Below are 21615 nucleotides of genomic sequence, written 5' to 3'. Positions count from 1 at the left end.
GGGGCGGAACGCTGTTTCCCGTCCTGCCGCCGGCTCCGGCCGGTGATGGTGCTAGACTTCCGGCGCCGGTCAGCCGGCATGACACGACGTCTTCAGGGCGGGGCGAAATTCCCCACCGGCGGTAGGCCCCGGTTTTCACGGTTTGGGGCGAGCCCGCGAGCGCTTCCGGCCACGCCGGAAGGTCAGCAGATCCGGTCGAATGCCGGAGCCGACGGTTGGCAGCGGGTGACCGCTTCCTCACAGTCCGGATAAAGCGAAGACGGTTCGGCGCACGGCCTCGCGGCCCGGCGCCGGGCCTTATGCCTTGAGGCGTTTTTCGCAGCTGCGCCACGCGGGAAACGACGCATGGAATCCATCGCCTTTTTTGCACGGCCCACCGCCTTCCGATCGGAGGTGCGCTGATGTTCACCGGCATCGTCCAGTCCGTGGGCCGCGTCGCGCGGCTCGAACCGCGTGGCGGCGACGTGCGCCTGCACGTCGATACCGCCGACCTCGATCTCGCCGACGTGCAGCCGGGCGACTCGATCGCCGTGTCCGGCGTGTGCCTTACCGCGATCACGCTGGAACCGCGCGGTTTCAGTGCCGACGTTTCCAACGAGACGCTGTCGCTGACCTCGCTGGGCCAGCTCAAGCCGGGCGACCCGGTGAACCTGGAGAAAGCGCTGCGCCTGGCCGACCGGCTCGGCGGGCACCTGGTTTCCGGCCACGTCGACGGCCTCGGCAAGGTGGTGTCGATCGCGCCGGACGGACGCTCGCAGCGCTGGACGTTCGAGGTGCCGGCGGCGATCTCGCGCTACATCGTGGCGAAAGGCTCGGTCTGCATCGACGGCACCAGCCTCACCGTCAACGAGGTCGCCGGGCATCGCTTCGGCGTCAACCTGATCCCGCACACGGTCGAGCACACCGCGTTCCACGCGCGCCGCGTCGGCGACGCGGTGAACATCGAGGTGGATGTGGTGGCCCGCTACATCGAGCGGCTGCTGTCGTGGGGTGAGCCGCCGCGTATCGACGAGGCGTTCCTCAAGCAGCATGGCTTTGCCTGACAGCAAGCCCATCTCCCGCCGGGAGAGGGCTGGGGTGAGGGTCCGCGCGAAGCCACGATACCTCGCTCCGCCCGTACCCTCATCCGCCCCTTCGGGGCACCTTCTCCCAAGGGGGAGAAGGGAACCACCACACGGATACACGCCATGCCATTCAACACCATTCCCGAGATCCTCGACGACATCCGCGCCGGCCGCATGGTGGTGATCCTCGACGACGAGGACCGCGAGAACGAAGGTGACCTGATCATGGCCGCGCAGATGGTGCGGCCGGAGGACGTCAACTTCATGGTGCGCGAGGCGCGCGGCCTGCTGTGCCTCACGCTCACCGAGCAGCGCACGCGCCAGCTCGGCCTGCGCCCGATGGTCAGCGACAACACCTCGGCCTACCACACCAACTTCACCGTCTCGATCGAGGCGGCCGAGGGCGTCACCACCGGCATCTCGGCACACGACCGCGCACGCACCATCCAGGTGGCGGTGAAATCCGATGCGAAGCCGCAGGACCTGTCGCAGCCGGGCCACATCTTCCCGCTGACCGCGCAGCCGGGCGGCGTGCTGACCCGCGCCGGGCACACCGAGGCCGGTTGCGACCTGGCCGCGCTGGCCGGGCTGGAACCGTCGGCGGTGCTGATCGAGATCCTGCACGAGGACGGCTCGATGGCGCGCCGACCGGAGCTGGAGATCTTCGCGCGCAAGCACGGCCTGAAGATCGGCTCCATCGCCGAGCTGATCCGCTACCGCCTGGAAACCGAGAAGACCGTGCAACGCGTGCACGAGGAAGACGTGGATACCGAGTTCGGCCCGTTCCGGCTGGTGGCGTACCGCGACGCGATCCGCCGCGGCCTGCACTACGCGCTGGTGCGCGGCAAGGTCAACGACGGCGCGCCGGCGCTGACCCGCGTGCACGTGCGCAACACCTTGTCCGACGTGCTGCACCTGAAGCGCGATGATCTCGGCCTCACCGTGACCGCGGCACTGCGCCGGATCGCCGACGAGGATCGCGGCGTGCTGCTGGTGCTGTCCGGCGAGGACACCCCCGAGGCGCTGCTAGCCCGGCTCAACCGCCAGCCGGGCAAACTGGCGCCGGAGGAGGCGCAGCAGCAGGAGTGGCGCCAGCTTGGTCTCGGCGCGCAGATCCTGGCCGACCTCGGCGTGCACCGCCTGCGCGTGCTCGGCACCCCGCGCAAGATGGTTGGCCTGGGCGGCTTCGGGCTGGAAGTGGTGGAGTACGTTTGATTCGCCACTCCCGCGCCACCGCGGCGCCATGCGGTGGTGGCTTCATCGCCGCATAATCGGTCTTCATGCCACCGACCCCGCCCATGCCCGACACCCGTATCCGCCTGATCGCCCCCTCCGGCTATCCGCACGATCGCGCCGCGATGGCGCGCGGCGTGGCGCGGCTGCGCGAGGCCGGTTGCGTGTTGAGCGGGCTGGAGGTGCTCGATCGCAGCGAGCAGCGCTACGCCGGCAGCGACGCGCAGCGCGCCGCCGACCTCAATGCGCTGGCCACGGCGGACGCCTTGCCGGACATCGCGTTGGCGATCCGCGGCGGCTACGGCGCCACCCGCCTGCTGGCGCAGCTGCACTATGGCGCCCTGCGCGAACGGCTGAGCGGTAGCCATACCCTGCTGGTCGGCCACAGCGACTTCACGGCGCTGCAGTTGGCGCTGCATGCGCAGAGCGGCCTGTGCACGTTCAGCGGCCCGATGCTGGGCGCCGACTTCGGCGCCGAAACGCTCAGCGAGTTCACCTGGCGGCAGTTCTGGGGCACCGCGCGCTCCCCCTCGGCGCAGGTCGAGTGGGCCACCATGCCCGACGCCGAGCTCGACGTCGCGGGGCCGCTGTGGGGCGGCAACCTGGCGGTGCTGTGCAGCCTGCTCGGCACGCCGTATTTCCCCGGCACCGACGGTCGCGGCATCGACGGCGGCATCCTGTACGTCGAGGACGTCGGCGAGCCGCCGTTCCGGATCGAGCGGATGCTGTACCAGCTGCACCTGTCCGGCGTGCTGGGGCGCCAACGTGCGCTGCTGCTGGGCCACTTCAGCCAGTGCCGGCCCAGCGCCTACGACAACGGCTACGAGCTGGCCGACAGCTTCGCGCAGATCCGCCGGGCCAGCGGCGTGCCGGTGCTCGGCGGCCTGCCGATCGGCCACGAGCCGGACAAGTGCACCCTGCCGTTCGGCGCGCCGGCGCGGCTGCAGGTCGCCGGAGGCAACGCGCAACTGTCTTTCAGTGGCTATCCGCATTTGACGCCCGGCGGCTAAGCGCTGATCCTCCCCCGCGAGCAGGAGAGGGCGTCCGTCAGGCAGGATCTCCGCCAAACCCGTAAAATGCTTGTTCTGCATGGGCCGCGCGCCCACCCAAGGAAACCGCAATGAAGACCATCGAAGGCGACTTCGCCACTCCGAAAGGCCGCTTCGCCATCGTCGCCGGCCGTTTCAACGGCTTCGTCGTGGAACCGCTGGTGGCTGGCGCGCGCGACGCGCTGCTGCGCCACGGCGTGAAGGACGACGCGATCGAGCTGGTGCGCGTGCCGGGTGCATGGGAGATCGCGCTGGCCGCGCACAAGCTGGCCGGTTCCGGCAAGTACGTGGCGGTGATCGCGCTGGGCGCGGTGATCCGCGGCGCCACCCCGCACTTCGATTTCGTCGCCGGCGAATGCGCCAAGGGCCTGGCCAAGGCCGCGCTGGATGCCGGCGTGCCGGTGGCGTTCGGCGTGCTGACCACCGACAGCATCGAGCAGGCGATCGAGCGCGCCGGCACCAAGGCCGGCAACAAGGGCGCCGACGCCGCCATGGCCGCACTGGAAATGGTCAACCTGTACGGGAAGCTGTGATGCAGCACGCCCCGCAAGGCATCGACCTGGCCGCGCGCTCGCGCGCCCGCCGCCGCGCGCTGCAGGCGCTGTATGCGTGGCAGCTCAGCGGCAGCCACATGAACGCGGTGATCGAGCAGTTCCGCCACGAGCAGGACATGGAAGTGGCCGACCTGGACTACTTCGAGGACCTGCTGCACGGCGTGGAGAAGAACCTCGATGTGCTGGACGGGGCGCTGCGTCCGCACCTCGACCGCGAGGTGGCGCAGGTCGACCCGATCGAACGTGCCGCGCTGCGGCTGGCGGCGTACGAGCTGAAGTTCCGCCCCGACGTGCCGTACCGCGTGGTGATCAACGAGGCGATCGAGGTCACCAAGCGCTTCGGTGCCGACCACGGCCACAGCTACGTCAACGGCGTGCTGGACAAGCTGGCCGGCGACTTGCGCGCGGTCGAGAAGCAGCACGGCCGCTGAGCAGCGGACCGCTTCCGTCCATGGAATTCCGCCTGATCGAGCGCATCCGCGAACTTACCGCGCAGGCGCGCGAGGACGTGCGCCTGGGCATCGGCGACGACGCCGCGGTGCTGGCGCCGCCGCCGGGGAAAGAACTTGTGGTGGCGATCGACACCCTGGTCGAGGGCGTGCATTTCCCGCGCGGCACCGCGCCGGCCGACATCGGCTGGAAGGCGCTGGCGGTGAACCTGTCCGACCTCGCCGCGATGGGTGCCAGCCCGGCCTGGGCGCTGCTGGCGCTGACCTTGCCAAACGCGGACGCGGCCTTCGTCGAGGGTTTTGCCGAAGGCTTCGCGCAGCTGGCGCGGCCGCAGCGGCTGGCCCTGGTCGGCGGCGACACCACCTGCGGGCCGTTGACGATCAGCGTGGCCGTGCACGGTTTCGTGCCGCCGGGTCAGGCGCTCACCCGCGCCGGCGCACGGGTCGGCGACGCGGTGCTGGTCACCGGTACGCTGGGCGACGCTGCCGCCGGCCTGCATGCCTTGCAGCATCCGCCGCGCGACGACGACGGCCGCGCTGGATTGCGCGGCTTCCTGATCGAGCGGCTGAACCGGCCGACGCCGCGGCTCGCCACCGGCACCGCGTTGCGCGGGCAGGCCACGGCCTGCATCGACGTCTCCGACGGCCTGCTCGCCGACCTCGGCCATATCTGCACCGCCAGCGGGGTCGGCGCGGAGATCGAGGCGGCCTGGCTGCCGCGCTCGTCGGCCTTGCTGGAACTGCACGACGACACCACCGCGCTGCACTTCGCGCTGAGTGGTGGCGACGACTACGAATTGTGCTTCACCGTGCCGGCCGCTCGCGTGGCCGAGTTGCAGGCCGGCCTGGCCCGGCTCGGCTGCGGCGCGACGAAGATCGGCCGCATCGTGGAAGGCGAAGGCGTGCGCGTGCGTGCCGCCGATGGCTCGTGGCTGGCGGTGGATCGACCGGGCTGGGAGCATTTCGCGTGAGTGCGAAGAAGAGCTTGAGCGGGGAACAGCGGCGCGCGCTGCTGGCCACGCCGGCCGGCTGGCTGGCCTGCGGCTTCGGTTCGGGCCTGGCGCCGGTGGCGCAGGGCACGTTCGGTTCGCTGGCTGCGCTGCTGCCGTGGCTGCTGCTGCGCCAGTTGTCGCTGCCGATCTATCTGCTCGTGTTGCTTGGCGGTTTCGCCATCGGCGTATGGGCCTGCAACGTGGCCGGCCGTGCGCTCGGTGTCGACGACCACCGCAGCCTGGTGTGGGACGAATTCATCGGGCAGTGGATCGCGCTGCTGCCGTTGCTGGTTCCCGCGCTGCTGCCGCCCAGCGGATTCGCATGGTGGATGGTGCTGGCCGGCTTCGTGCTGTTCCGCCTGTTCGACGTGTGGAAGCCGTGGCCGATCCGCTGGCTGGACCGGCGCGTGAAGGGCGGCATGGGCGTGATGATCGACGATGTGGTCGCCGGCGTGTTCGCCGCGATTGTGCTGGCGCTGGGGCTGTACCTGCAGCGCTGACGGTCGTGTCAGTGCCCGGGGTGGGGCGGCTTGGCTGCGGCTCAGTCCAGGCAACCCAACCCGCGCAGTGTCGCCTCGACCGCCTGGTCCAGATCCGTATGGGGTTCCGCTCCGAGCAGCGCCACCAGCTTGCGGTTGTCCAGTTGCAGCGGCAGTTGCCACAGATAACGCATCTCGCGCAGCTCGCGGAACAGTGCGACGAACGGTGCGGCCAGCGTGACCAGCCACCACGGGAAAGCGCGCAGCGGCAGCTCCGGATGGTCGGTGGCACGCCGGATCGCGTCGGCCATGGCGTTGCCGTCGACCCAGTGGCCGCCGAAATGGAAGCACTCGAACGCGGCCAGTTCGCTCTCCCGTTCCAGCAGGCGCGCCACGGTCTCGCCGACGTCGGGCAGGTAGGCCCAGGCATGGCGCAGCCCGTGTTCGCCTGGGTAATTCACCGCACGCACCGGCCGTCCCGGTTTCACCATCGCCGCGAACCAGTTGTTGCTGGCGCGGGGGCCGAAGAAATCGCCGCAGCGCAGGATCAGCGCGCGCACACCCTCGGCTGTCGCCTGTTGCAGGCGGCGTTCCATGGCCACCCGGATCGCGCCCTTGCGGGTCAGCGGTCGCTGTGGCGAATCCTCGTGCAGCAGCGGCAGTGCGTCCGGTCCGTAGTTGTAGACGTTGCCGGGCAGCACGATGCGCGCGCCGGTGGCGCGCGCGGCAGCGAGGGTGTGCTCGAGCATCGGCAGGGACAACTTGTGCCAGTTGCGGTAGCCCGGCGGATTGACCGCGTGGACGATCGCCTCGACGCCATGCGCCGCCTGCGCCACGTCGGCAGCGTGCATGGCGTCGCCGGCGTGCCATTCGATCTGCGCCGGCAGCCCCGGCCGGGAAGCGTCCCGGATCAGGGCGCGCACCTGCCAGCCGCGGCGTAGCAGCGCCGCCGCGATCTCGCCGCCGGCACCGCCGGTGGCGCCCAGTACCAGGGCCTTGCGTGGCGTGTTCATCGCGTGCTCCTTGAAAGTGACCCGGCATGAGTGCCCCGGGCACGAAGGATAATCCGCGATGGTTGCGCTTTCCCTGCAGGAGCGCGTGGCCGTCGGCGAGCGGCGGGCGCCGTTCGCCGCAGGAAGAGGTTCGGCCGGCTACGCCTGCAGCACAATGCGGTAGCGCGCCTTGCCGTCCGCAAGGTGCTGCAGCGCCTCGTTGACCTGCGCCATCGGGAGCATCTCCACCTGCGGGCGGATGTCGTGGCGGGCGGCGAAGTCCAGCATGCGGGCGATGTCGACCGGCGAGCCGGTGGGCGAGCCGGAGACTTCGCGCTGCTTGCCGATCAGGCTGAATGCCGGCACCGGGATCGGTTCCAGCACCGCGCCGACCACGTGCATGCGGCCCTTCGGCGCGAGCGTGCCGAGCAACGCGTTCCAGTCCATCGCCACGTTGACGGTGACCAGCAGCAGGTCGAGCGAGCCGGCGATCGCCTTGATCGCGTCGCTGTCGCGGCTGGCGACCACGTGGTGCGCGCCGAAGCCGCGTGCCTCGTCGGCCTTGGCCAGGGTGGAGGTGAACGCGGTGACCTCGCAGCCCCACGCCGCGGCGAACTTCACCGCCATGTGGCCGAGCCCGCCGATGCCGACCACGCCGACCCGCGCGGTCGGCTTGATGTCGTAGGCCAGGAACGGCTTCAGCACGGTGATGCCGCCGCACAGCAGCGGGCCGGCGCTGGCCAGGTCGATGCCCTCGGGCAGCGGAATCGTCCACGCCCAGTGCGCGCGCAGCTTGTCAGCGAAGCCGCCGTGGTGGCCGCCGATGGTCGCCACCGATTGCGCGCACAGGTTGTGGTCGCCGGACAGGCACGGCCGGCAGTGCATGCAGCTTTCCGCGGTCCAGCCGATGCCGACACGCTGGCCGATCGACAGCCCCTTCGCCTGCGCGCCCAGCGCGACGACCCGGCCGACCACTTCGTGCCCGGGGATGAACGGGTAGCGCGAGCCGCCCCATTCATTGCCGATCATCGACAGGTCGGAATGGCAGATGCCGCAGTAGTCGACCGCCACCTCGACTTCCTCGGCGCCCAGTTCGCCCACGTCGAACGTGGTCAGCTTCAGCGGTTGGCCGGCCGCGCTGGCGGCCCAGCCCGTGATCGAGGACATGGCGAACTCCTGTAGTGGGGGGAAACCCAAGACTACGCCGTTGTGCCGCACGCGTGGATTGGCCATGCTGGCGGTCTTTCCCGTCAAGGAGCAGCCCCATGCTTTACCGTCGCCTCGGCACCTCCGGCCTGCAACTTTCCGCGTTGTCGTTCGGCGCCTGGGTCACCTTCGGCCGGCAGGTGGGGCGTGGCGAGGCGCGCGAGCTGCTGGCGCTGGCGCACGACCGCGGGGTGAACTACTTCGACAACGCCGAGACCTACAACAACGGCGTGGCCGAGCAGCTGATGGGCGACGTGCTGGCCGACCTGCGCTTTCCGCGCGACAGTTATTGCGTGTCCAGCAAGGTATTCTTCGGCGCGGTCGACAAGCCGCTGCCGACCCAGCGCGGGCTGTCGCGCAAGCACGTGATGGAAGCCTGCCACCAGGCGTTGCAGCGCCTGCGCATGGACTACCTGGACCTGTACTTCTGCCATCGTCCCGATCCGGACACGCCGATCGCCGAAACCGTGGCGGCGATGGATACCCTCGTGCGCCAGGGCAAGGTGCTGTACTGGGGCACCAGCGAATGGCCGGCCGAGGCGATCCACGAGGCGCACCGGGTCGCCCGCGAGAATCATCTTTACGCACCGGCGATGGAGCAGCCGCAGTACAACCTGCTGCACCGCGAGCGGGTGGAACTGGAGTACGCGCCGCTGTACGAGGCCTATGGCATGGGCACCACGATCTGGTCGCCGCTGGCCTCGGGTCTGCTCAGCGGCAAGTACAACGACGGCGTGCCGGCCGATTCGCGCCTGGCCCAGCCCGGTTACGAGTGGCTGCGCGAGAGCGTGCTCGGCCATGGCGACGAACGCCTCGGCAAGGTGCGCGCGCTGCAGCCGATCGCCGCCGAGCTGGGTACCAGCCTGGCGCAGCTGGCGATCGCCTGGTGCCTGCTCAACCCGCACGTCTCCACCGTGATGCTCGGCGCCAGCAAGCGCGAGCAGCTGGCGCAGAACCTCGATGCGTTGGCACTGCTGCCGCGGCTGGATGCGGCGCTGGCGCAGCGGATCCGGCAGGTCGTCGAGGCGGGCTGAGCGGGGGGTGGTTGACAGTCAAATGAGAATCATTATCATCAAAGACGTCACCGCTTCCGCTGGATGTCCCGATGCCTGTCCTGTCCCTGCGCCAACCGCTGTCGTCCCGTTCACTCCCGCGGCCGGCCTTGCCACCGCCGATGCCGGCCCCGGCCCGGTATGTCTCCAGTCATGCGCTGCTGGCCGGTGAGCGCGAGCTGGTGATCCGGCACCAAGGCAGCGAGTACCACCTGCGCCTCACCCGCAACGACAAACTGATCCTGACCAAGTAGCGGGGGCGGTCGGTTTCCCTGGCGCGCGGGCGGGAGTCCGCGCGTTTTCCTCGGGCCCCGTGCTTCTCGCCGGTGCGTGTTGCTGGAGGCGTGCGATGTTCATTCCCTGGTCGCGACAACGGCAGGCCCGATGCCTGCAGGCTTCCGATACGGGCGCCTGCCGGCGCTGGCTGCGAACGGCGCCGGCGCCGCTGCTGGCGGCACTGCCGGCGCTCGACCGCGTGCTGTACATGCCGCTGGCGGCGTGCGGGCCGGAGCTGTCGGCCTTGCCGGGCGGGCTGCTGGTGGAAACGCCGGCGCTGGCCCTGCTGCTGCGCGTGCGCTGGCTGATGGCGGTCAGCGTGATCGCGGTGGACGGGCCGCGCGAATGGGTCGACGGCCTGGATCGATCCGGCCGCCCCTGCGTGCGCCTGCATCTGCTGCCGGACACCGACTACCTGGGCTGGGATCGGCTGCTGGCCAGCGGCGAGCCGGCGCCGGCGATGCCGGATACGCCGCACTTGCCGGCACTCGACGCATGCCCGCTGCGTTTCCATCGACGCCGGCTGGCCGGCCTCGACGTGCTCCGTGGCGAAACGGTCGACGGGCTGTCGCCGCTGGGTCGGCAACTGGCCGGGCAGATCGCCCATGCGCACACCGGCCAGCGCGAACGGCAGTTCCGCTAGCCGCGGCCGGCGCCGCGCGTGGCGGTGCTCACCGAGCCTGCTGCACCGGTGTCTCGCGCAGCAGGTCGCCGGCGTCGGCGGTGTGGAAGTGCCGCTTGAACGCGACCTCGCCGACGGCCGGTTCCTCCAGCTCGCGCGCGTAGCGGTGGCCGGCGTAGACCGCGTGCGCGATCAAGCCCGGCGCTTCGGCGTCGCCGATGCAGCGCACGCTGCGGATGCCGGCATCCGTCCACTCGGCCTCGCGGCGGCAAAGGTCCTGGTACAGCGCATCGTCAGGCAGGCGCGCGGTGACGGTGAGCACGGCGTCGCAGGTCAGTTCCCGCTGGCGGTGGGTCCAGACGTCCTCGACGGCAAGCGTGGTGCCGGCATAGCCGACGATGTCGTGCGAGACCAGCGCCTCGATGCCGAGTGCGGCCATCCGCTTGCGCATATGCCGGTAGTCCAGCGTGTTCAGCGTCCACGGCGCGAGGCTGTCCTCGGGCGTCAGGTGGATCACTTCGCCGCCGCGCCGGCGCAGCAGCTCGGCCGCCACGCTGGCGTGGTAGTAGCCGTCGTCGTCGAACACCACCACCTTGCCTTCCGGCAGGCGGCCGCCCATCAGGTCGTCCACGGTGAACACCCGCGGGTTGCCGGCGAAGCCGTCGATGGTGCTGCCGTGGCTGCGGCCGCCGCCATCGCGGCGCCAGTGGCAGCCGGTGGCCAGCACCACGTGTTCGGCGCCGAAGTCCAGCACGTCCTGTGCGCCGAGCGGCGAATCGAGATAGACGGCCACGTTCGCCAGCTTGTGGATCTGGCCCACGCGCCAGTCGCGCACGCGCGCCCACTCGGCCAGCCCCGGCAGGCGCGATTCACGGCTCACGCGGCCGCCGAGCTCCTTGCGTGCCTCGGCCAGACTTACCTCGTAACCGCGCTGGCCCAGCGCGCGCGCGGCTTCCAGCCCGGCGGGGCCGGCGCCCACCACCAGCACGCGCGCGGCGCTGCGTTTCGGCGCGATGCGCTCCGGGTGCCAGCCCTTGCGCCATTCCTCGCCCATGGTCGGGTTCTGCGTGCAGCGGATCGGCGAGATGGTCATGTCGCCGGAGACGCAGACGTTGCAGCCGATGCATTCGCGGATGTCGTCGCTGCGGCCTTGCTCGATCTTCTGCGGCAGGAACGGGTCGGCGATCGACGGGCGCGCGCAGCCGATCAGGTCCAGCACGCCGCGCTTCAGCTGCGCCACCATGGTGTCGGGCGAGGTGAAGCGGCCCACGCCCACCACCGGCTTGCTGGTGGCTTGCTTGACGAAGGCGATGAACGGCTCCTGCGCGCCTTCGCCGGCGAAGCGCGAGGGCACCGAGTCGTTGTACCAGGCGGCGAGGTTCACGTCCCACAAGTCGGGCAGCTCGGCCAGCATGCCGACGATCTCCTTCGCCTCGGCCAGCTCCACGCCGCCGGGCCCCAGCCCTTCCTCGACCGCGAAGCGCAGCGCCACCGCGCAGGTGTCGCCGACCGCCTCCTTCGTGTCCTGCAGCACCTCGCGCAGCAGGCGCACGCGGTTCTCCAGCGAGCCGCCGTATTCGTCGCCGCGCTGGTTGCGCCGGCGCTGCAGGAAATGCATCGCCAGCGACAGGTCGTGCGCCGCGTAGACGTAGATGATGTCCATCCCCGCGCGCTTGCCGCGGATCGCCGCCTCACGATGCCAGCGCCGGTATTCGCGGATGTCGTGCTTCGTCATCGCCCGCGCCTGGTGCGGGTAGCCGTACTTGGTCGGCTGGTGCGAGGGCGCGATCAGCACCTCGCGCGAATACAGGTTCGAGGCCGTCGGGCCGTTGTGCGACAGCTCCAGCGCGGCCAGCGCGCCGTGCGCGTGCACCTTGTCGCACATCAGCGCCAGCGCGGGAATGTCGCGGTCGTCCCACAGCCGCGCCTCGACGTAGGGGGTGAGGTCGCCGCTGGGATGGATCTCGCATTCCTCGGTGGAGACCACCGCCCAGCCGCCCGCGGCCTTCATCTCGCGCATCGCCGCATGCGCCAGCGGCATCGCGTGGCCCATGCCGTTGCAGTGCGGCACCTGGAAGAAGCGGTTCTTCGCGGTGACCGGGCCGATCTTCACCGGTTCGAACAGGATGTCGTGGCGCGGATCTCTCATCGGCTCAGGCCTTGGCGGGTTGGGCGGCCTTGCGGCGACGCAGGCGCATGAACGCGTACAGCGGCAGGCCCGCGGCGATCAGGCCCAGGCCGAGCACCAGCGGTTCGTGGCCGATGCCGACGAAGGCGAACACCACGTACAGCGCACCGATGATCGCGACCGGCAGCACGGCGTGCCGCGCGGCACCGCGTCGCCACAGCACCGCCAGCGCGAGGGCGCAGCACAGGTACAGCGGCAGGTTCGCCGCGGTCACCACCCGGGTGATGAAGGTGAAGGCCGACACCAGCGACTTGCTGTAGCTCATCCAGACCATCACCGAGGCGAGCGCGCCGGTGACGATCAGCGCCACCGCCGGCGCGTCGCGGCGATTGGTGCGCGCAAACGGCGCCGGCAGCACGCCGTTGACGGCCATCGTGCGGGTCAGCTCGCCCACCAGCAAGGTCCAGCCGTTGAGTGCGCCGAGCCCGCTGACCACCACAAACAGCGCCAGCCAGCGCCCGGAGCCGGCACTGCCGAAGCGCTCCATCAGCAGCGAGAACGGCGCGCTCGCATTGGCCAGTTCCTGCTGCCGGATCAGCAGCAGGGGCACGGTGGAAACGATGATGTAGATGATCGCGGTCAGCACCGTGCCGGTCATCGTCGCGCGTGGAATCGTGCGCCCCGGGTTTTCCACCCGCGCCGCCGGCACGCTGGCCGATTCGATGCCGAGCATTGCGAACAGCGCGATCGTCGATGCCGCCATCACGTCGTGCAGGGTGACCGGCGTGGCCGGCGGATGCGCGACATAGCTGGCCGGGGAGGTGAGCAGCACCCAGCCGCCGAGCAGCGCGATGGCGAGCATCGGCAGCAGTTTCAGCGCGGTGGTGACGATCTGCACGCTGCCGCCGGTGCGTACGCCGAACAGGTTGATGATCACCAGCGACCACAGCAGGCCCAGCGCGAACAGCGCCGGCTGGATCACGTTCAGGGCCGGGAACACGACCGTGATGTAGCCGACCACGCCGGTCGCCAGTGCGGCATTGGTGAGCCACAGCGACACCCAGTACGCCCACAGCGCCATGTACGCCGGCAGCTCGCCGAGGGTGCTGCGGATATAGCCGTACGGGCCTTCGGCGTTCGGCAACGCGTGCGCGAGATGCGAGAACACGCGGGCCAGGGTCAGGCAGCCGAGCAGGGTGATCGTCCAGCCGATCAGCGCGTTGAACCCATACGGCGCGAGCGATGCGGGCAGCAGGAAAATGCCGATGCCGATGACGTTGCCCACGACCAGGGCGGTGCAGGTCCAGAAGCCGATCTTCTTGCTGTCGTTCATGTCCGCACCCGGTGGGGTTCTAGTCGAGGGGAACCGGCTGGCCGGCCTTGATCACGCCGCGCACCTGGCGCAGGCATTCGATGTCGTGCAGCGGATCGCAGGCCAGCGCGACCAGGTCGGCGGCCTTGCCGGGCGCGATCGAGCCGAGCTCGCGTTCCTTGCCGAGCAGGCGCGCGGCGTCGATGGTGGCCGAACGGATCGCCTGCAGCGGAGTCATCCCGTAGCGCACCATGTAGGCGAACTGGCGCGCATCGTCGCCGTACGGGTAGACGCCGGCATCGGTGCCGAACGCCAGATGCACGCCGGCCTTGACCGCCTTGCGGAAACCCTCGCGCTGCGCCTCGGTGGTCTCGATGTTCTTGCGCAGGATTTCCGCCGACCAGCCTGCCGCGCGGCCGACGCTGTCGATGTAGTCGCCGTCGTAGATGTCCATCACCAGCCAGGTACCATGCTGCTTCGCCAGCGCGATGCCTTCGTCGTCGATCAGCGAGGCGTGTTCGACCGAGCGCACGCCCGCGCGTATCGCGCGCTTGATGCCTTCGGCGCCATGCGCGTGCGCGGCAACGAAGGCGCCGCGCTTCGCGGCTTCCGCCACCGCGGCATGGATCTCGGCTTCGCTGTATTCGGATTGCCCGGGTTCGGTGCCGGCGGTCAGCACGGCGCCGGTGGCGATGACCTTGATCAGGTCGGCGCCGCCATCGAGCACGATGTCGACATGCCGGCGCACGTCGTCCACGCCCCTGGAGACGCCGCGGCGGAATACGTCCGGCACGACGGTGCCCGGCGGTAGGCCGGTGATCTCGCCGCCGCCACCGGGCACGGTGATGTAGGCGCCGGCGACGAACATGCGCGGTCCGGGCACGTAGCCGGCGTTGATCGCGTCGCGCAGGGCGACGTCGGCGAAGCCGCGGTAGGCGCCCACGTCGCGCACGGTGGTGAAACCGGCGCGCACGGTGTCGCGTGCGTTCTTCGCGCCGATGAAGGCGTCGCGTGCGGGGTTGCTCTTCAGCGGCGCGCCGGGGTCGGCCATCTGGCCTTCGTCGGCGAGATGGGTATGCATGTCCATCAGGCCCGGCACCACGGTCCAGGCCGACCAGTCGAGCACGTGCGTGCCCGCGGCGGCAGGCGTCCACGGCGCGACCGCGACGACGCGGCCGTGCTCGATGGTCACCGCCTGGTCGGCGAGCAGGCGGCCGCTGTCGACGTCGAGCAGGTGGCCGGCGCGCACCACGGTGCGCTGCGCATCCTGGGCGTGGGCGAACGGCGCGGTGGCCAGCGCCGCGAGCGCGAAGCACAGGCCGTACAGTCTCGTGCTCATGCGGATTCCCCGGTGTCATGGGCATAGGCGGCGCGCAGCAGGTTCTGGAAATGCCAGACGCCGCCTTCGCGCTTCGGGCATAGCCGCCCGGCGCTGTAGAAACCGGACGCCAGGCCCTTCTGCACCGCTTCGCAGATCGTGATGTCCTCGGCCTGCACCTCGTCGCTGAACGACTGGTCGGCGGCGATGCGCGCCTGCGCCTGCTCGTCCTGCGCGTAGTAGTAGTCGAACTCCACCCGGCAGCGGCCCGGCCCGAGCGGCAGGATGCGGTTGGTCTGCATGCGGCCGGGCATGATGTTGAGCATCACGTTGGGATAGATGAAGTAGTAGAACGCCTGGCCGTCGCCGTAGATGTCGCCGCTGTTGCGCAGCGGCGAGGACTGCAGCGAATGCCATGCGAACAGCTCGGTGTCGTAGGCGCGGTAGTCGAGCACGCGGGACAGGCCCGGGTGCACGTGCGGCAGGTGGTAACCCTCGAGGAAGTTGTCGACGTAGACCTTCCAGTTGCACTCGAGTTCGTAGCTGTCGCGGCGCAGGTAGCGCATCGCGGCCAGGTCGATCGGTGCGATGCGTTCGGCGATGCCGGCGTAGACCTCGTCGAACGCCGGCACGTCGTCGCTTAGCGCCACGAACACCAGGCCCTGCCATTCGTGCACGCGCAGCGGCGGCAGGCGGATGTCCTCGACCTTGAAATCGCGGGCGTCCTGCATCTCCGGTGCGCTGCGCAGCTGGCCGGCGAGGGTGTAGGTCCAGCCGTGGTACTTGCAGTGCAGCGCCTTGGCGCCCTTGCCGTTGCACAGCGCCAGCGGCCCGGCGCGGTGGCGGCAGACATTCGGGAACGCGCGCAGCACGCCGTCCTGGCCACGCACCAGCAGCACCGGCACGCCGGCGATCTGCTCGACCGCGTGGTCGCCCGGTTCGGCCAGCAAACCCTGGTGCGCCACCAGCTGCCAGCTGCGTGCGAACACCGCACGCTGCTCCATCGCCAGCATCGCGTCGCCGAAGTAGTAGTTGGGGGAAAGGGCGCGCGCGCGGTCGAGATCGTCGGGCAGGGTGTCAGCTTGCATGGTGGGCTCCACTCTCGGGATAGACTGGTGCGACGAACGGCCATCCATCGGAGTCTGCATGCCCCGCTTCCGTCTCGCACTGGCATTGTGTGTCCTGTGCGGCGTCGTGTCTGCAGCCGAACCGCGAGCGCGCGATCTTGGCGTGCCGTTCGACGGAACGCCGGGACCCTTGAATGCGATCACCGACGTCGCTGGGGTCGCGGTCGGCCAGGTCACCCTGATCGAGGATCTCGCCAACGGCCGCAAGGTGCGCACCGGCGTCACCGCGATCCTGCCACGCGGGCACGCCAGCTACGAACTGCCGGCATTCGGTGCGTGGTTCGCGCTCAACGGCAACGGCGAAATGACCGGCACCGCGTGGCTGGAGGAATCCGGCCAGCTGGAAGGCCCGGTGATGCTGACCAACACCCACAGCGTCGGCGTGGTGCGCGATGCGGTGATCGCCGAGCGGGTGCGCGCGGGCGGCGCCGACGCGTCGGGCTACTGGTGGTCGCTGCCGGTGGTGGCCGAAACCTGGGACGGCGAGCTCAACGACATCAACGGCTTCCACGTGCATCCCGAGGATGCCGCGCGGGCGCTGCACGAGGCGAAAGGCGGGCCGGTCGCCGAGGGCAACGTCGGTGGTGGCACCGGCATGATCTGCCACGAGTTCAAGTGCGGCATCGGCACCGCCTCGCGGCGCGTGCGCGTCGGCGCGCGCGACTACACGATCGGCGTGCTGGTGCAGGCCAACTACGGCCTGCGCGACAGCCTGCGCATTGCCGGCGTACCGGTGGGCCAGTACCTGCGCGACGACCGCATCTACAGCGCGCCGAATCCCGCCGCGGGCGACACCGGCTCGATCATCATCGTGGTCGCCACCGACGCGCCGCTGCTGCCGCAACAGCTGAAGCGCATCGCCAAGCGCGCCGGCATGGGCCTGGCGCGGATGGGCAGTTATGCCGGCAGCGGCTCCGGCGACATCTTCGTGGCGTTCTCCACCGCCAACGCCGAGGCGCTGCGCGACCAGCCGCTGCAACAGGCCAGCTTCATCGGCAACGACCATCTCGACGGCCTGTTCGAGGCGACCGCGCAGGCGGCCGAGGAAGCGATCGTCAACGCGATGGTCGCTGCGCGCGACATGCAGGGCGACGGTGGGCACTACGCCAGGGCGATCCCGCATGCGGCGCTGGTCAAGCTGCTCAAGCGCTTCAACCGCTACCGTCCGCCGCACTGACGCCGTGCGGTTCACGGGCCGCTGCCAGCAGGCTTCAGGAAACGGTCGTACCAGGCCAGGTTGCGCTGCATGCGGTCGCGCAGGTAGCCCGGCACGCTGATCTCGTGGTGCTGGCCAGGGTAGACCACCAGCTGCGTCGGCACGCTGCGCGAACGCAGCGCCTGGTACATCTGCTCGGCGCCGATGCACGGCACGTTGAAGTCGATCTGGCCGCACTGGAACAGGGTCGGGGTGGTGATCTTGTCCGCGTGCAGGAACGGGTAGCTGGCGCGGTCGTACGCGGCGCGGTTGGCCCAGGGCGTGCCCAGTTCCAGCTCGTACTCGCGGGTGTACTCGTCGTCGCCGTACATGCCGTAGGTGTTGCCGGTGCCGGCGCCGCTGATCGCCGCCTTGAAGCGCGTGGTGCGGGCGATCACCTGGTCGGTGAGGATGGCGCCGTAGCTCCAGCCGCCGATGCCCAGGCGATCCGGGTCGGCGATCCCGAGCTGCACCGCGTGGTCCACGCCGGCGAGCAGGTCCTGCGTGTCCTTGTTGCCCCAGTCGGCGTAGATGGCGCGTGCGAAGTCGAAGCCGCGGCCGGAGCTGCCGCGCGGGTTCACCGCCAGCACGGCGAAGCCGTTCGCCGCATAGACCTGCCAGTCCTCCATGAACTCATGGCTGAACTGGTACACCGGGCCGCCGTGCACGCGCAGGATGGTGGGGTAGCGCCGGCCCTGCACGTAGCCGATCGGCTTCACCAGCAGGGCGTCGAGTTTGGTGCCGTCGGCGCTGGTGAAGTGCAGGGTCTCGGTGCTTGCCAGCTGCTTGCCGGCCAGCCATTCGTTGTGGTCGGCCAGCGGGCGCAGGTGGTCGCCGTCGAGCGCGGCGAGGTTGTACGGATGCAGGTCGTCGCCGCCGAGCACGGCGATGCGGCCGTTGCGCGACACCGACAGATCGACATCGAAACGATCGCCGTGAGTCAGCTCGGTCACCTTGCCGCTGGCCACGTCGATGCGCGCCAGGTGGGTGATCTCGGCCTGCTCGATCAGCGCGTAGACGCTGCGCCCGTCCGGCGACCAGTGCGGATGGGTGAAGCAGCGGTCGATCGGCGCGGGGATCATCGTCTTGCCGCTGGCCACGTCGATCACCGCCAGCTGCCAGGGCGCGTAGTAGATCCACTTGTCCTCGCCGCTTTGCAGGTAGGCGATGCGCTTGCCGTCCGGCGACCAGGCCGGGCGCGAGGCCCAGTACGGATCGAGGTCGGAGCCGGGGAAGGTGGTGAGCTGGCGCTCTTGCGCACCGGCGCGGGCGTCGATGACGTAGATGTCGAAGTTGAGGGTGCGGTCCGGGTCGGCGCCGCGCCGGGTGACGTAGGCGATCTGCCGGCTGTCCGGCGACCATACGGGCAATTGCTCGTCGTGCATGCCGGGGGTGAGCTCGGCGGCGGCGCCGCTGGCAAGGTCGACCAGGTACAGGTGCTTGTGGCGCGCGCCCAGCCAGCCGGAGTCGTCGTCCTTGAACTGGAAGCGGTCGGTGACGATCGGCGGCGGGTTCTTCGGCTTCGACGTGCCGGCGGGACGCTCGGGATCGAAGGCGATCACCGCCAGCTGCCTGCCATCCGGCGACAGCGCGAACTCTTCCACGCCGGCGGGAAGACGCGTCACTTGCCGCGCCTCGCCGCCGTCGGCGGGCATCGTCCACACCTGCGTGCCGTTGTCGTTGTCGTCCTTGCCGTCACCGGGCTTGCGGTCGGAGAGGAAGGCGATGAAGCGGCCGTCGCCGGACCACTGCGCCTGCGATTCGTCGGTGTCGGGCGTGTGGGTGAGCTCGGTGCGCGCGCGGCCGTCGAAGCCCACCCGCCACAGGTCCGACTGCGGCTGGTCGCGTTCGGCATTCGTGGTGGTGACGGTGTAGACCAGCCAGTGGCCGTCGGGCGACAGCGCCGGGTCGGCGAGCACGGCGAGGCGGTTTATGTCGACCGGGGTGAACGGTGTCTTGTCGGCGGCGAAGGTGGCCAGCGGCAGCAGCGCCAGCGCGAGCAGGGCCAGATGCTGCAGGCGGCGGATCATCGGCCGGCCTCTGCCGTCGACGGCGCCTTGCCGGCGGCCAGGGCGCGATAGGCCTCGCGGGCCTTGCCCAGGTAGTCCAGCGTCATGCGCTTCTCCGCCGCGGTGTTGTAGTCGTCGCGCGCGGCGGCGGCCTCGATGGTGCGGTCCATCCACCTGGCGAACCACGCGGCATCGTCGCGCGCACTGGCGGCGAGCACGTGGTCGCCCAGCCATACCGGGTTGGTGGTGGCGTAGGGGTAGAGGTCGAGCACTTGCGGGTCCGCGCCGTCGTTCCACGCGCGCAGCAGCACCCAGCCGCCGTCGAGGTCGAGATCGCCCTCGGCGTCGAGATGGCGGCGGTCGCCGCCGAGCGTGAAGGTCTTCACCACCTGGCCGTTGTGCACCAGCTCCAGGTGATCCACGGCCACCGGCGAGCGCAGCGCCACGCGGTAGTGGTGGCGCCCCGGGGCGAGCTGCGTGCCCGGGCGGGCGCCGTCGAGCAGGAGGCCGAGCAGCGGGCCGTTGCTGGCGAAGCCGTGACCGGCCTTCAGCGCATCGAGCGCGCTGGCCGCGTCGCGCTTGCCGCCGGTGTCGAGGAACACGCGGTTCATGCCGACCGGGCCGCGCAGCGAGGCGTAGTTGGCCATCGCGTCGGTGCCCGCGCCGGTGGGCAGGCGGAAGCCGAGGTTGAGCAGGCGGTACCACACGGTGGCGGTGGCCTTGTGGTCGGAGAAGCCGATCACCTCGATGTAGTCGACCTTGCCTTCAATGACGTCGGCGGGCAGCTCGTTGCTGAGCACCGGGTCGTGCGCCGGGTCGGGCAGCACGTCGAACGGATGCACGTAGCCGATCAGGGCGCCCTGCGCGTGGGCGAGGTCGGCCACGGCGGCGTTGGTCGGCCACGGGCTGGCCATCGCGGTGTGGCGGTAGGCCGAGTAGCCCTGGGTGATGTAGTGGTCGTCGAGGTGCAGCAGACCGAGGTGGCCCCAGAAACTGGTGTGGTACTCCTGCCCGTGCAGCACCAGGGTCTGCGCGGTGCTGGCCGGGTCGGCGTCGGTGCGGAAGCTGGCGATGTCGGGCATGCGCTCCTCCTTGTTCACCACCAGGTCCCAGGCGATGTCGAGATCCTCGGCGCGCGCCTGCAGCGCGAGGTGCGCGGGCGTGTTGCGGTAGTGGCCGCCGTAGTTCATGTGGATGTGCAGATCAGCGCTGACGAAGTGGCCGTAGGTGGCCGGCAGCGCGTCTGGCACCAGCGTGGCGGTGAGTTGCGTGGCGTGGCCGTTCGACAGCTCCACCGTGCGGCGCCACGGTGCGTAGGCGAAGCCATGCTGCACCCAGATCGCGGCCTGGCCGGCCGGCAGGTCCAGCGCGCACGGCGGCGCGCAGTGGAAGTAGTGCGTCTCGCTGCGCTGCAGGGCGCGGTCGAAGCCGTCGTCGGCCGAGACCCAGGCGTGCGGCGGCGCATAGGCGCGGCCATCGCTGGCCACGATCGCCACCCGCGCCGGCGTGCGCTGGCCGTGCTCGTCGACGATGTCGAGGGTGAGTTTCGCCTGCGGCGACCGGTAGTGGCGTTGCGTCGCCACGACATCCTGGCTGGCGCCGCCCAGCGTCTCGATCACGCGCAGCGCGGTGTCGCCATCGCGGTTGTCGATGACGGCAATGCGCGAGCCGTCCGGCGACCAGCGCGCGTTGCGGCGGTCGAACGCGCCGAAGCTCAGCGGCAGCGGCGCGGCGCCGTCGGCGGTGGTCAGCCACAGCTGCTGGTGCTGGCGGCCGTGGTAGCTGGCGTAGAGCAGGCGCTTGCCGTCAGGTGCCAGTTCGGGCCGCGCGCTCCAGCTGGTTTCCTCGCTCAGCACGCGGCGACGCTGCGCGGGGTGGTCGACATCCACGGCGAAGATGTCGCCGGTGCCCCAGCCGATCTCCGGGTTGCTGACGTAGTAGATCGTCTTGCCGTCCGGCGACCAGGACGGATTGATGGCGTGGTCGAAGGCCGAGTAGTAGTAGCGGTCCAGCGTGCTCTTGCGCTCGCCCAGCAGCAGGTGCGGGTGGTGCAGGCCGGCGGCGTCGATGTCCGCGAGGAACAGGTTGAAGTGGCCGGTGCCTTCAGTTGATACCCAGGCGAGCCGCTTGCCGTCGGGCGACAGTCGCGGTTCCACGTTCACCGCGCCCTGGTCGGTGAGGCGCTGCTCGCGGCCGCTGGCCAGATCCAGCCGCCACAGCTCCAGCGCGTTGCCGTCGTAGCGGGTGAATACCACGCTGCGGCCGTCGTGCGACGCATCGGGCTGGTAGTCGTAGGCGGCCTTGGGATGAGTCAGTTCGGTGGTGCTGGCGTCGCCGATGCGCTGGCGCCAGAGCGAGCCGCCCATGCTGTAGATGAGCGTGTCGCCGTCGGGCAGGAAGCTGGCCGAGGACGGGCCGCTGGTGAACTGCGGTAGGTACAGCTCGCGCCAGTAGTAGCTGTGCGGCAGGTCGACCTGCTTCAGCACGGGCTCGCGCGCGGCCTGCGCCGCGCCCGCGAGGAGGAACAGGGCGAGCAGGGCGGTCAGGCGGCGCGACAT

Annotated in this window: 19 protein-coding genes and 1 riboswitch; of the genes, 11 read left to right on the top strand and 8 right to left on the bottom strand. The window is 70.3% G+C overall.

The features are described from left to right. Positions 1–84: 84 nt before the first annotated feature. Positions 85–265, top strand: a riboswitch (FMN riboswitch). Positions 266–401: 136 nt separating this feature from the next. The 7 genes from RHOOR92_RS0117165 (at position 402) to RHOOR92_RS0117135 (ending at position 5841) form a co-directional block, all read left to right on the top strand. Then, on the top strand, positions 402–1043 hold the full coding sequence (locus tag RHOOR92_RS0117165) for a riboflavin synthase (RefSeq protein WP_027485423.1): 642 nt from the start codon (positions 402–404) through the stop codon (positions 1041–1043). Between the two features lie 144 nt (positions 1044–1187). Continuing rightward, the gene (gene ribB / locus RHOOR92_RS0117160) at positions 1188–2279 is read left to right on the top strand and encodes a 3,4-dihydroxy-2-butanone-4-phosphate synthase (protein WP_007507190.1); all 1092 of its coding nucleotides are present in this window, start codon (positions 1188–1190) and stop codon (positions 2277–2279) included. 83 nt (positions 2280–2362) lie between these two features. Beyond that, positions 2363–3307, top strand: a complete 945-nt coding sequence (ldcA, locus tag RHOOR92_RS0117155) for a muramoyltetrapeptide carboxypeptidase (RefSeq protein WP_027490811.1) — start codon at positions 2363–2365, stop codon at positions 3305–3307. A 110-nt stretch (positions 3308–3417) separates the two neighbouring features. Continuing rightward, positions 3418–3879 (top strand): 6,7-dimethyl-8-ribityllumazine synthase, encoded by a 462-nt coding sequence (gene ribE / locus RHOOR92_RS0117150; RefSeq protein ID WP_007507187.1) that lies wholly within the window; start codon positions 3418–3420, stop codon positions 3877–3879. Continuing rightward, on the top strand, positions 3879–4331 hold the full coding sequence (nusB, locus tag RHOOR92_RS0117145) for a transcription antitermination factor NusB (protein ID WP_007507185.1): 453 nt from the start codon (positions 3879–3881) through the stop codon (positions 4329–4331). The genes ribE and nusB overlap by 1 nt, the downstream gene beginning before the upstream one ends. Positions 4332–4351: 20 nt before the next feature. Continuing rightward, positions 4352–5320 carry a thiamine-phosphate kinase gene (gene thiL, locus RHOOR92_RS0117140; protein WP_027490810.1) on the top strand — a complete coding sequence of 323 codons (969 nt, stop codon included), beginning with the start codon at positions 4352–4354 and terminating at the stop codon, positions 5318–5320. Then, positions 5317–5841, top strand: coding sequence for a phosphatidylglycerophosphatase A (locus RHOOR92_RS0117135; RefSeq protein ID WP_027490809.1), 525 nt, complete (start codon positions 5317–5319; stop codon positions 5839–5841). The genes thiL and RHOOR92_RS0117135 overlap by 4 nt, the downstream gene beginning before the upstream one ends. Before the next feature lie 41 nt (positions 5842–5882). On the opposite strand, the gene RHOOR92_RS0117130 is transcribed toward RHOOR92_RS0117135, so the two are convergent. Both RHOOR92_RS0117130 and RHOOR92_RS0117125 read right to left on the bottom strand, forming a co-directional pair. Further along, positions 5883–6833 (bottom strand): NAD-dependent epimerase/dehydratase family protein, encoded by a 951-nt coding sequence (locus RHOOR92_RS0117130; protein ID WP_007507178.1) that lies wholly within the window; start codon positions 6831–6833, stop codon positions 5883–5885. A gap of 138 nt (positions 6834–6971) precedes the next feature. Then, positions 6972–7979: an NAD(P)-dependent alcohol dehydrogenase gene (locus tag RHOOR92_RS0117125; RefSeq protein ID WP_007507176.1), complete on the bottom strand. Its 1008-nt coding sequence runs from the start codon at positions 7977–7979 to the stop codon at positions 6972–6974. 98 nt (positions 7980–8077) lie between these two features. Here RHOOR92_RS0117125 and RHOOR92_RS0117120 point away from each other — a divergent pair, with 98 nt between their 5' ends. The 3 genes from RHOOR92_RS0117120 to RHOOR92_RS0117110 all read left to right on the top strand — a co-directional run bounded on the left by RHOOR92_RS0117120 (position 8078) and on the right by RHOOR92_RS0117110 (position 9989). Next, positions 8078–9052, top strand: coding sequence for an aldo/keto reductase (locus RHOOR92_RS0117120; protein ID WP_007507174.1), 975 nt, complete (start codon positions 8078–8080; stop codon positions 9050–9052). A 71-nt stretch (positions 9053–9123) separates the two neighbouring features. Continuing rightward, positions 9124–9324 (top strand): hemin uptake protein HemP, encoded by a 201-nt coding sequence (locus RHOOR92_RS0117115; protein WP_007507172.1) that lies wholly within the window; start codon positions 9124–9126, stop codon positions 9322–9324. A gap of 95 nt (positions 9325–9419) precedes the next feature. After that, positions 9420–9989, top strand: a complete 570-nt coding sequence (locus RHOOR92_RS0117110) for a hypothetical protein (RefSeq protein ID WP_007507170.1) — start codon at positions 9420–9422, stop codon at positions 9987–9989. A 28-nt stretch (positions 9990–10017) separates the two neighbouring features. Here RHOOR92_RS0117110 and RHOOR92_RS0117105 read toward each other — a convergent pair whose 3' ends face one another. From RHOOR92_RS0117105 to RHOOR92_RS0117090, 4 genes are read right to left on the bottom strand one after another with little or no spacing between them, the layout of a single operon-like run. Next, a complete protein-coding gene (locus RHOOR92_RS0117105) occupies positions 10018–12117 on the bottom strand; it encodes an FAD-dependent oxidoreductase (protein WP_027490808.1) in 2100 nt (699 codons plus the stop codon). A gap of 4 nt (positions 12118–12121) precedes the next feature. Further along, complete coding sequence (locus tag RHOOR92_RS0117100; RefSeq protein WP_027490807.1) at positions 12122–13429, bottom strand: amino acid permease; 1308 nt, start codon at positions 13427–13429, stop codon at positions 12122–12124. A gap of 19 nt (positions 13430–13448) precedes the next feature. After that, positions 13449–14747 (bottom strand): amidohydrolase family protein, encoded by a 1299-nt coding sequence (locus tag RHOOR92_RS0117095; protein WP_027490806.1) that lies wholly within the window; start codon positions 14745–14747, stop codon positions 13449–13451. Beyond that, entirely contained in the window at positions 14744–15814 is a 1071-nt protein-coding gene (locus RHOOR92_RS0117090) for an SRPBCC family protein (RefSeq protein ID WP_027490805.1), read from the bottom strand. The genes RHOOR92_RS0117095 and RHOOR92_RS0117090 overlap by 4 nt, the downstream gene beginning before the upstream one ends. A gap of 169 nt (positions 15815–15983) precedes the next feature. Here RHOOR92_RS0117090 and RHOOR92_RS0117085 point away from each other — a divergent pair, with 169 nt between their 5' ends. After that, positions 15984–17030, top strand: coding sequence for a P1 family peptidase (locus tag RHOOR92_RS0117085; RefSeq protein ID WP_231378423.1), 1047 nt, complete (start codon positions 15984–15986; stop codon positions 17028–17030). Between the two features lie 11 nt (positions 17031–17041). Here RHOOR92_RS0117085 and RHOOR92_RS0117080 read toward each other — a convergent pair whose 3' ends face one another. Together RHOOR92_RS0117080 and RHOOR92_RS0117075 are read right to left on the bottom strand one after the other, a co-directional pair. After that, positions 17042–19078, bottom strand: coding sequence for a S9 family peptidase (locus RHOOR92_RS0117080; protein ID WP_027490803.1), 2037 nt, complete (start codon positions 19076–19078; stop codon positions 17042–17044). Beyond that, a complete protein-coding gene (locus RHOOR92_RS0117075) occupies positions 19075–21615 on the bottom strand; it encodes a CehA/McbA family metallohydrolase (protein WP_027490802.1) in 2541 nt (846 codons plus the stop codon). Before RHOOR92_RS0117075 ends, RHOOR92_RS0117080 begins: the two co-directional genes overlap by 4 nt.

The organism is Rhodanobacter sp. OR92 (assembly GCF_000427545.1).
GTDB classification, from domain to species: domain Bacteria; phylum Pseudomonadota; class Gammaproteobacteria; order Xanthomonadales; family Rhodanobacteraceae; genus Rhodanobacter; species Rhodanobacter denitrificans.
This window is presented reverse-complemented; position numbering and strand designations above follow the sequence as displayed.